Annotated in this window: 8 protein-coding genes; all 8 read right to left on the reverse strand. The window is 28.5% G+C overall.

Annotated elements, in window-relative coordinates; genetic code table 11:
* Window positions 1-13: 13 nt before the first annotated feature.
* The 8 genes from potE to CSGHG_RS06030 all read right to left on the reverse strand — a co-directional run bounded on the left by potE (window position 14) and on the right by CSGHG_RS06030 (window position 11,606).
* A complete protein-coding gene (gene potE / locus CSGHG_RS05995; RefSeq protein WP_010293464.1) occupies window positions 14-1,348 on the reverse strand; it encodes a putrescine-ornithine antiporter in 1,335 nt (444 codons plus the stop codon).
* 92 nt (window positions 1,349-1,440) lie between these two features.
* Window positions 1,441-3,696: an ornithine decarboxylase gene (locus CSGHG_RS06000; protein ID WP_010293465.1), complete on the reverse strand. Its 2,256-nt coding sequence runs from the start codon at window positions 3,694-3,696 to the stop codon at window positions 1,441-1,443.
* A 192-nt stretch (window positions 3,697-3,888) separates the two neighbouring features.
* A complete protein-coding gene (locus CSGHG_RS06005) occupies window positions 3,889-5,034 on the reverse strand; it encodes a PucR family transcriptional regulator (RefSeq protein ID WP_010293467.1) in 1,146 nt (381 codons plus the stop codon).
* An 816-nt stretch (window positions 5,035-5,850) separates the two neighbouring features.
* Window positions 5,851-6,510: a class II aldolase/adducin family protein gene (locus tag CSGHG_RS06010; RefSeq protein ID WP_010293468.1), complete on the reverse strand. Its 660-nt coding sequence runs from the start codon at window positions 6,508-6,510 to the stop codon at window positions 5,851-5,853.
* A gap of 43 nt (window positions 6,511-6,553) precedes the next feature.
* Window positions 6,554-7,606, reverse strand: coding sequence for an S-methyl-5-thioribose-1-phosphate isomerase (mtnA, locus tag CSGHG_RS06015; protein WP_010293469.1), 1,053 nt, complete (start codon window positions 7,604-7,606; stop codon window positions 6,554-6,556).
* Between the two features lie 107 nt (window positions 7,607-7,713).
* Complete coding sequence (gene mtnK, locus CSGHG_RS06020; protein ID WP_010293470.1) at window positions 7,714-8,922, reverse strand: S-methyl-5-thioribose kinase; 1,209 nt, start codon at window positions 8,920-8,922, stop codon at window positions 7,714-7,716.
* Window positions 8,923-9,461: 539 nt separating this feature from the next.
* Entirely contained in the window at window positions 9,462-10,784 is a 1,323-nt protein-coding gene (locus CSGHG_RS06025; RefSeq protein ID WP_026022249.1) for an FAD-dependent oxidoreductase, read from the reverse strand.
* A 165-nt stretch (window positions 10,785-10,949) separates the two neighbouring features.
* Window positions 10,950-11,606: an ABC transporter ATP-binding protein gene (locus CSGHG_RS06030; RefSeq protein WP_010293474.1), complete on the reverse strand. Its 657-nt coding sequence runs from the start codon at window positions 11,604-11,606 to the stop codon at window positions 10,950-10,952.
* Window positions 11,607-11,621: the final 15 nt, after the last annotated feature.

The raw sequence follows: 11,621 nt of genomic DNA on the forward strand, positions 1-11,621 counted from the left end.
GTACATTTAATTTTTATGCATGAATGTTTTTTACTTCTAAGTCTTTCTCTAAGTTGAATCTATATGAAACAAAACCATATAATACCCAACCTGCAAATGTTACTATTGATCCATAGAACATAGGTTGAAGTCCTGAAGAATATAATGCATATAAACTATATGCTGAAGCAACTATAGATATAAATGTTGTAATCTTAACTTTTCTATTTGGTACATTTTCTGATTTTAAAATTACATTAACTGCACCCATAGATAATAAATAAGGAATAACATTTGTAACTACTGCTAAATTAACAAGCACATCAAATTGTTTTGATAAAGTTGGACTAATTGTCATTAATGCAAGTAATGATTGAGTTATAGTAATTATAACCATTCCCATTATTGGAGTTCCATTTTTTGTTACTTTTCCAAATACTTTAGGGAAATATCCTTGAATTGCAGATGTTCTAAATACACCAGCAATTGTGAATTGCCATCCTAATAATGAACCAAAACATGATATTACCATCATACCCATTACAATTTTACCGATTGTTGGACTAAACATAGTTGAAAAAGCTAAACCAAATGGTGCATTAGTATTTAATAAGTCTGCATTTGGTACAATACCAGCTATAACATTTGTAGATATAATATATATAATTGCTGCACCTATTGTTCCACCTAAACAAGCTATTGGAACATTTTTCTTAGGGTTATCAACTGCATCCATATTAGCAGAAGCTGACTCTAATCCTAAAAAGGCCCATAATGTTATTGAAATAGATTTACCTACGCCTTCAAAGAATGAGAAATGGTTAGGATTCCAAGCAGCTGCATAATCTGCTCCACTAAACCAGAACCAACCTACTGTAGAAATTACTAATACAGGGATTATTACTCCCCAAACTGTAAATGAACCAAGTTTACCAGTTATACTTGCACCACCAAAGTTTAATACAGTGGCTAACCATAATGTAAATATAGTCCATACTCCTACAGCTACTGGAGAAAGTTCAACTCCAAGTAATACAGATGCATACCCAACTGCCGAAATTGCTATTGCTATATTTGCTATTACTAAAGATATTCCATATGAATAGTTTGCCATAAAGCTTCCTGATTTACCGTGTGAATACTCAGCATATCCACCCATTCCACCTGAGTTTCTACTAAACATTCCACATTGAGCAAAAGCATAAGCTAATGCCATAGAGCCAAGGCCTGTTACTACCCATGATAGTATAGACATTGTACCTACTTCCGCTAGTTTAGTTGGAAGCATTATTATACCTGATCCCATCATGTTTATTGCAGTTATCATTGTTAACTGAACTACACTCATCTTATTTTTTTCTTTTTTCATAATTCTTCCCCTAATCATCTTTTATTTTAATACGTATACTTAAATTCAAATGAAAATTAGCCCATAGCCTAACTATAGGCTAATTTCAAGAATTAGATAAATTTATTATCTAATACATATCCAAATGCTTTAACTTTACCATCATTTTGCTCTTCAAGATATACACCTTGAATTTCTGGAGCAAATCCTGGGAATTGATTTATTCCATCTTGTAAAATTGTAAAGTATATTTTAGCAGTTTCACTCCAAACTTCACCTGGAACTACACAGAATACTCCTGGTGGATATGGAAGTGCTCCTTCTAAGGCTATTTCGCCTACTATATCTTCTAATGGAACTAATTTAGCATTATTTCTTATTAAAGCCCATTTAGCATCTTGCGCAGTCATTACTCTACCATTAATTTCATTCTTAGAAGGATGTAATGCTGTAGCTGCCACTTCATCATATGCTACATTTTTATTCTTATCACATACGATTCCTTTGCTTGGTAAATATTCAGCTCTAAACAATCTTTTTTGATATGTTTTAGCATCATTATTTTTATAGAAATCATGCATTTCTTGACATAATTGTCTTATTGTATATCCCTTATAACGATCTATATTTTTATGATATAAGCTTGGTAAAACTTCACTTAATGGAGCATCTTCATTAACTAATTTTTCAAATTTTACAAATTGAGCTACTAAGTTTTGCATTTTAGTTGAAGTTTCTGCTGGAGTTAATAAGAATAATATAGAATTTAAATCATTCTTTTCTGGAATTATTCCTACTTCTCTTAAATAGTTTGCAAGTATAGTTGCAGGTATTCCGAAATCTTCATATTCTCCAGTTTCTGCATTAATTCCTGGTGTTGTTAACATGAATTTATTTGGATCAACAAAATATTGATTCTCTCCGTATCCTTCAAATGAGTGCCATTTTTCTCCTGGTACAAATCTAAAGAAATCAATGTTATTTGCTATTTCTTCTACATCATGATCTTCCCATTTCTTTCCGTTTACTACTGGTGGTATAAATGGTTTTATCATTGAACAATTTTTTAGAACTGATTTTCTTGCTTCAACACCTAATCTTATGCAATCAGCCCATAAACGTCTTCCAGCCTCTCCTTCTTGCATTCTAGCATTTACATCTAGAGTTGAATATAAAGGATAGAATGGGCTTGTTGATGCATAAAGCATAAATGAGTTATTAAATCTCTTATGATCAACATAACGACGTTGTCCTTTTATATGACTATCTTTTTTATGAATTTGTGATGCTTGTGAAAAACCAGCTTGTTGTTTATGTATTGATTGTGTTACAAATATTCCTGGATCATTTTCATCTAATTCAAGTAATAATGGTGAGCAGTCTCTCATCATTGGGATAAATTGTTCATATCCTACCCAAGCAGAGTCAAATAAAATATAATCGCATAGATGTCCTATTTTATCAACTACTTGTCTTGCATTATAAATACTTCCGTCATATGTTCCAAGTTGAATTACTGCTAATCTAAATGGTCTCTTTTCATTTGCTTTATGTGGAGCAACTTTATTTACTTCTGCTCTTATGTATTTTTCATCAAAACAATGAGCATCAATTCCACCAATAAATCCATATGGATTACGTCCTGTTTCTAAATATACAGGTGTTGCACCATTTTGAACTAAAGCTGAATTATATATTGATTTATGGTTATTTCTATCAAATAGTACTAAGTCTCCTGGTGAAACTAAAGATCCTACAACAACATTATTTGATGCACTAGTACCATTCATTACAAAATATGTTTTATCAGCATTGTAAATTCTAGCTGCATTTTGCTCAGCATCAACTGCTGGTCCTTCATGAATTAATAAATCACCTAAAGCAACGTCTGCATTACATATATCTGCTCTAAAAACATTTTCTCCATAAAACTCATAAAGATATCTACCAGCTGGATGTTTACGGAAATATTGTCCTCCTTGATGTCCTGGACAGTCAAATTGAACGTTTCCTCTATCAACATATTCACTTAAAGCTTTAAAGAAAGGAGGTAATATCTTTTCTTCATATTGTGCTGCTGCACTTTCAATAACTCTAGTATAAAGTTGAGCATCAAAAGCATTTCCATCAATTACACGATATACTTTTTCAGCAAGCTCACTTGATAGCTTGTCTTTGTTTTTTAATACAACAAAGATTGGTGTTCCAAATTTAGTATCATAAGCTGTATTTATTAATTCAATATCTGAATCTGTTAATACTACTGCTGCAACATCTGTAAAATCTGTTTGTTGTGCTAAAACTAATTCTCTTGCAGTCTCAAAATAGTTTCTTGCTTCTTCTGTGTAAGCAATTTTTAATTTTTTCATACTTATTCCTCCGTAAATCTTATTAGTCATACTTGATAATTTCTATGTACCTTTATATTTAAATAATGTTTTTTTCAGTGTTTAAGACACCTAATTTATAAATTCTATTTTTGCTACAGTCATATAATACACCATTATTAATTAGATTGGTTTTGTAATATTTTAAAATAAAAACATAATCCATTGTAAAATTTACAATGGATTATTAAGTAAAGTATATATTCTAACACCTACAGCTAATTCTTCATAAAAGTGTTCATCTTTGCAATGAGCACTAATTATTTTATTTATTTTATCAATTCTATATCTTACAGTATTACCATGTTGAAATAATTCTTCAGCTGTTGTCTTTATATCTCCGTTATTTTCAATATATTTTATAGCTGTTTTTAGTAGTTCAGTATCATTACTTTTATCATATTTAATTAAAGGATCTATTACTTCATTATAATATTTCTGCACCCATGGGTTGTCCAAAATAGGTATGAAGATTCTATTTAATCCTATTTTTCTAAAAAATGAAACGCCTTTTTTATATGTTTTTGAATGCTTAAATGCATACAAACTTTCTTGTATAGATTTATCTAAATCTGTTAGTTTATTATGTAAATTACTTACCCCTATAATATATTTTTTATGTGAAAAACCTAACCATTCTAATCTTCTTAATATAATATTTTCAATATCATCACTATCTATGTCATTAAATGTATTAATGACTAAATAGCCACCTTTATAATTAATTACCCTACTATAAGGATCTTGCATTTCTTTATGTGAAAATTCACTAAGCCCACTTATTCTACTACTTTTTTTCTTACAATATGCAACAACATTTATTTCTCTAAAATTAACATTTATATTATAAGCAAGTTTTTTTATAGTAACTTCATTTAGGTTATCATATAATATTTTATCTATTTGAAGAGTTAAATTTTGATATTCTTCCTTTATTGTTATAGCTTTATTTACCTCAACTATTATATCTTCAGTAAATGTTTCACTAAATAACATTAATACAAAATCGTTTTTATTTGCAAGTTCTATTACATCCTCTGGAATATAATCAAAATATATATTCTTAATAGCCAAACAAGTAATACCTATATTAATCATTGTTTTTACACTCTCATATAGTTCACTTATATCATCTTTTATCGCTACTAATGTGCTTAATGCAAAATCTTCTGCTCTAAAATTTTTCTTTATTAAGTCCCCTCTTTCATAATCCCAAACAGCTACATTTTTTATTTCTTTAGATAAACCATTTTTCCCCGCTACTACTTCAAATCCATCTAGTATCTTAAGTTCTAGGGCTTCTTTAACTGTTATAGCCATAAAACTTTCCCCCCTTTGTTAAATTTTACTTATTATATTGATATCGGGAAACAAACTCCAATTTAAATTTATTCAATAACCTTAAAATATTTTTTACAATATGTAATGTTAAATTCTAAGTTATTCGGAGCATGTCTCACTATTTTGGGTATCCAAGTTTTTGAATGGATAATTTTAAAGGTCAAATTGGAACCCTATATAGATATACAAATTCAAAGTTTAACTTATATATGGAAAAATCCTTATCTATTGACAAACCAACACTTTTTTAAACTGATAGTATGTATTAATTTATAAAATTTAAATTAAAAAATAATAAAAATAATTGCTAAAATTAAAAGAGTATACAGCAAAAACAAAAAGACAAATTTAAGCTAACATATTGCGCCTTAGTTATTTATTTTTCACACTAAGTATCAATATGTTGTTAATAAATTCTTCCAATTAATAAAGGTATAAGTTAAACTTAGATTTTGGAACACTATAATTAGTTAATATATTTTAGTTAATAATAGTTTTTTTACCAAGTGTATGCTTTACAGTTATAAATTATAAATAAGAAAATTTCTAAAATCAAATAAATGATTTACTTAAGTTAAAAATAAAACTATTCTTTATTTTATTTTTTTTTAAACTATTTAAACTTCTTTTAATATTTTCGTTATTTAGCCGTAAAAATGTATTCAAAATTTTCTATAACAACTATAATATGAAAAATTATTACATATTATAGTTGTTATAGTTAAAATATAGAAACGCAAAAAATCCCTAACAACTTTATTAGGGATTTTTATATTTTATAGTAAAGTAAATACTTTAATAATTTATTTCATCTGGATATTTCCAAAGTTCCAATTCTTGTTCAGGTATTAATTCTGGTTCCTCTCCCCTATTTATTTGAAGTGCATTATAGTATATTTCTGCAACTTCCTCCACATATGCTGCTTTTAAATACGCATCCTCAATATCTTTAGATGAAACTGTAAGTACACCGTGATTTGCCATTAAACATGCATTATTATTCTTAATTACACCTATAATACTTTTAGCAAGTTCAATTGTACCTGGCCTTTTATATGGGGATATCTTTATTCTCCCTTCTCCCCCTATAACATTAACAATTTCATATACTATAGGTGGAATTTCTTTACTTACTACAGAAAAAGCTGTGGCAAATTTTGAATGGGTGTGAACTATAGCTTTTACATCTGATCTACATTTATATACTTCTATATGCATTAATAATTCACTACTTGGACGAACTTTTTCATGTACTTCTATTAAATTTAGATCCATATCTACTACACAAATATGATTTTCATTTAATTCTTCCCGTGAAACTGCTGAAGGTGTTATTAAAATATACTCTGATTTTTCATCTTTTATACTAAAATTTCCTGACTTATGTTTGCATAATCCTTGTGAATCTGCATCTTTAGCTATTTTTACTAATCTTTTTTTTAAGTCCTCTAGCATAATACTACTCCTTCATTAATTTATTCAATGTATTTTACAACCATTACTTCTTTAATAATTTTTCTAAGTTTTCTTTAAATGGAGGATATACAATTCCTTTTTCTGTTACAATAGCCGTTATATTTTCATGTTCTGTTACATCAAATGAAGGATTATAAACTTTTACCCCCTTTGGAACTGTCCATAAACCAAATCTGCAGCTAACTTCCTTTGGATCTCTTTCTTCTATAGGAATATCTTTACCTGTAGGTGTATTTAAATCTATACTTGGTGTTGGAGCTGCAATATACATTGGAATTTTAAAATACTTAGCTAAAATAGACACCCCATATGTCCCTATTTTATTTGCAGTATCTCCATTAGCTGCTATTCTATCGCATCCCACTATAACAGCGTCTATTTTTCTTTGAGCCATAACTACTGCTGCCATATTATCTGTAATAGTTGTCACATCTATTCCTGCCATATTAAGTTCTAATGCTGTTAACGTAGAACCTTGAAGCCTTGGCCTTGTTTCATCAGAATATATTTTTAAATTCCATCCTTTTTCCTTTGCAAGATACATAGGAGCTGTTGCTGTACCATATTTTGAAGTTGCAAGTTGACCAGCATTACAGTGAGTTAATATTCCCATTCCATCTTTTAATAATGTAAGTAAGTTTTCTCCAATAGTTTTACATATTTCTATATCCTCTTCATGTATAATCCTTGCTTCACTTTTTAATGCTTTCTTTATTTCATTAATAGGTAAACTTTTTAAAGTTTCTGCTTTTTTAAGCATTCTATTTACTGCCCATGAAAGATTTACTGCTGTTGGTCTACTTGAATTTAAATAATATCCTTGTTTTTCAATTTCCTTGTAAAATTCTTTGAAAGAAGCTTCTGTTGCTTTCTTTGCTGCAAAATACATTCCATAACCAGCAGTAACACCTATAGCCGGTGCCCCTCTAACTACCATTGTTTTTATTGAATCATAAACACCCTCTACCGAATTATACCTTATATATTCTATTGAATTTGGAAGTTTTGTTTGATCTAATAAAACTATATTATCTTTATCATCATCCCACTTAATAGCTAATAATTCTTCTTTCATATAAATTCCTCCTAATTTTTTAATTACTATACTTACCAAATTAAATTTTACTTTTTTTACTTTATATAAATTGTAAAACTCTATCTGCAACTATACTTTTAATTTATTTAGAAATTTATCTCTTCTATACATTTTATAAATTCATTAAAATTATTAATTTTATTTCTACTAAGTATTAATTTTTTAGATATTTTAATTCCTAATATTTGCGCTTTACCTCTAAGTTTTAAATCTTCTATTTCATCTAAATCTGGAACATGTGCCATTCCTACGATTCTTCTCATAATCTCACATGAACAAAATCCAATAGTTTCATGTAATAAATTTTTTATATATGCATCTTTAGTTCCTTCAATTTCTGTCGTTATATCCTTAGATTCATTTCCCCATAAATAATCAAAATTTTCTAAAAATTCTTTCCATATTTCATTGCATAATTTTAGTAAATACTTTCTATAATCTTCTATTTCCTTTTTAGACTTGTCCACTCGCCCTTCCCAAGATACATAATTTAATATTATATTGGCAAACAACAATCCTATATCATAGCTATATGGACCATAAAATGCAAATTCAGCATCAAATATAATCGACTTATCATCATCTATAAAAATTGAGCCAGTATGCAAATCCCCATGAAGTAATGCTTCTGCTTTAGTCAAAAATATTGTTTTTAACTTAGCTGTTTCTAACCTAAGTTCTTTTGAATTCCATATTTCATTTGCAACAAATTCTTTAATATTTTCATTGATTACATTGTCATCTGCATTCATATACGGATTAGTTAATACTAACCTTTCAGTTATATCACAAAGCTCAGGGTTTATAAATTTTGTCATATTATTCTTCTTTTCTATAGGTCCCATTCCAAAATCAGATGTTAAAAATAAATTTCTAGCCATAAACTTACCTATTTGTTTTGGAAAGTTATTATATTTTTTCATATTCATAAGTCCTTTTCTTAAAATGCTCATATCCCCTAAGTCTTCCATAACAGTTAATGCATATATATCATCATGATGATATACTTTAGGAACATATCCAGGGCACACAGAATTTTGACACTTCATAGCTTCTGCTTCAATTCTGTTCCTATCCAATGTTAATTTCCATCCATCTCCTGCTATTTTTAGATAAGGCAATGCCTGTTTAACTATAATTGTCTTGTTTATATTTACATCCTTTACTCTAAAAACATAATTTAAATTTCCATCTCCAATTTCTTCACTAATAAGTTTATGATTCTTAGGAAAAATTTCAAGTTCTTTAATATACTGTACAATTGATTCATTGTTCATTTCTTTATAAATTTTCATGAAAACCTCCCATTTATCTTAACTTTAAGCATCTTATACATATATTAACTCTAACATCCATTACTTTCAATAACTCACATAAAAACAAATATAATCTTATAATTTAATTATCTACCATATATTTCATCTAGCTTCCACTATTTATGTTCTAAGAATTCAACAGCAATTTTAAGGCTTAAATATTTTTATGTCTGTTTTAGTTTATATTAAATATCAAGATAATAAACTTTATTTAGATTTATAATATTAAAAGACCTCTTTAAATTTGCTATAATATTATTTTTTATATAGTTTATAAAAGTTGCTATCGCCAGAATCAAACTCAATTTTTTATTTTACAAAAATAAAGTTATTATTTAAATATTTAAACATAAAAAAAATCATATTGAGTTATAATTCAACATGACCCTTAACTACTATAATCTTACTGATAGTATTTTACCAAGCAGTTAAGTAATGTATATTCTTAAAAGTTTTTATTCCCATAATACGCCATATCATTTTTGTTTAATTTAAATGTATTATTGCATTGCTACTACTTATGGATTTATTCCCTGAGGATAATAAAATAAGTTACATGGATCATATTTTTCTTTTACAGCTTCTAACCAAGATACATTATTGTCAAAATAATTATATAAATAATTAGGTATATTAATATCACAATAATTAAGATATCCAAAGCCTGCATATGGAAGTAAGGACTTTCTTAAATTATTTACCCATTTAACCGTATCATTAGCATACATACTATACTCAATAATCCATTCAGCATCAATTTGTATTAATACTTTAGCCTCTCTATGAGGATAAGCACTAGGCAACCCTTCATTTTCTGCAATCTTTCCTCCCAATAGGAGGAACCCAATGTCTATAGTTGGCTGTATCGGCGGCGAATTATCTAAATAGTCAAACATTATTTGGCAAGGTTCTTTTCCTAATGGATTATATGCAAGTAATCCTGTGATTTTAAATCCTTTTGGTGTAGACATAAAATCTTTATTCCTCTGTAAATATTCCTTAAAAGTAATATGCTTTTTTGTATAGTTCATTTTATTAGAAACCTTTAATAGAACGTTTAAAGCCTTTTCCATTTCTTTTGCAGTACTTCTTAATCCTACTCCATATAACCGAATAGTATCTTTAGTCATAGAAATCTTAAGCGTATACCTATTATCTAAGTGTTCCCCTACATTTTGAAATGCTTGAATTACTTCATACCTATTTTTTTTAGGCCACTGAGCAGTCATTACTATTACTTTATCAACATGATGTACTTTAAAAGTAAGTGCCACTACTACTCCAAAATTATTACTACCTGCTCCTCTTAACGCAGCAAATAAATCTTGATTTTCATATAAATTAGCAGTTATTACCCTACCAAAAGCATCTACTATTTGTATTTCTACTAAATTATCGCATACTAACCCATATTCCCTTTGTAAATAGCCAACTCCTCCCCCTAATGTAATTCCTGTAACACCAACTGATCCACAACTTCCTCCAACAAATGCAAATCCATATTTAGCTATCTTAGAATAAAGTTGTTCTTGACTATACCCTGCCCCTATCCTTACGTAGCCTTTGTTAATATCTATTTCAAAATCAAGCAAATTAGAAACATCTATCACAACAACATCATTTCCCACAGAAAATGATTCATAGTTGTGTCCGCCACTTCTGCAACGTATATTTAGCCCTCGGTTTCTGGCCCAATTTACTGCATTAATTACATCTGTTATATTATTAGGATATACAATTACTCTTGGGTAATAACTAAAATATAAATTTTTATCTCTACGAACAAGATCATAACTTTTATCTGCTTTAGTTATAACAAGCCCTGTTAATCCCTCTGTCATTTGATTTCCTCCAACCTTACTAACCATATATTATAACACCATATATCATATTACAATATATGGTAAAGTTTTGAGAACTGTTCTTATTATATTTTTTATTTATATTATCATTTAAGTCACTTATACTATAGGGTTCTAAGATAAACTTTAAACTTCGAAGGATTATTACCTAATTTCCCCATCTGAAAGAGTAATTATCCTATCTGCTCTTGAAGCTATTTCTAAATTATGAGTTACAACCACTAATGTTTGTTTATATTTTTTAGAAGATACCTTAAGTAAATCCATTACTTCCTTTGAATTGTTTATATCAAGATTTCCTGTAGGTTCATCTGCAAATATAATTGAAGGCTTGTATATTAATGCCCTAGCTATAGCTGCTCTCTGTTGCTGTCCTCCAGATAACTGTGATGGAAGATGACCTTTTCTATCTTTTAACCCTAATAATTCTAACAATTCATTTAGATAATCTTTATCTATTTTTTGATGATCTAGTAATACAGGTAACTGTATGTTTTCCTCTAAGTTTAACACTGGAATTAAATTAAATGACTGAAACACAAATCCTATTTTTCTTCTTCTAAATACTGCGCGATTATCTTCATCTAAAATATATATATCCTCATTATCAATAATTACATTACCTTTTGTAGGCTTATCAAGTCCAGCCATAGCATGAAGAAGAGTACTTTTTCCCGAGCCGCTAGCTCCTACTATAGCTACAAATTCTCCCTGATTAATAGTTATATTTATATTTTTTAGAGCATCTACCTTTGTTTCTCCATTTCCATATGTTCTACAAAGATTTTTTATCATTAACATTAAGCTCCCCCCAAT

The sequence above is a fragment of the Clostridium senegalense JC122 genome (assembly GCF_000285575.1).
Taxonomy (GTDB): domain Bacteria; phylum Bacillota; class Clostridia; order Clostridiales; family Clostridiaceae; genus Clostridium_J; species Clostridium_J senegalense.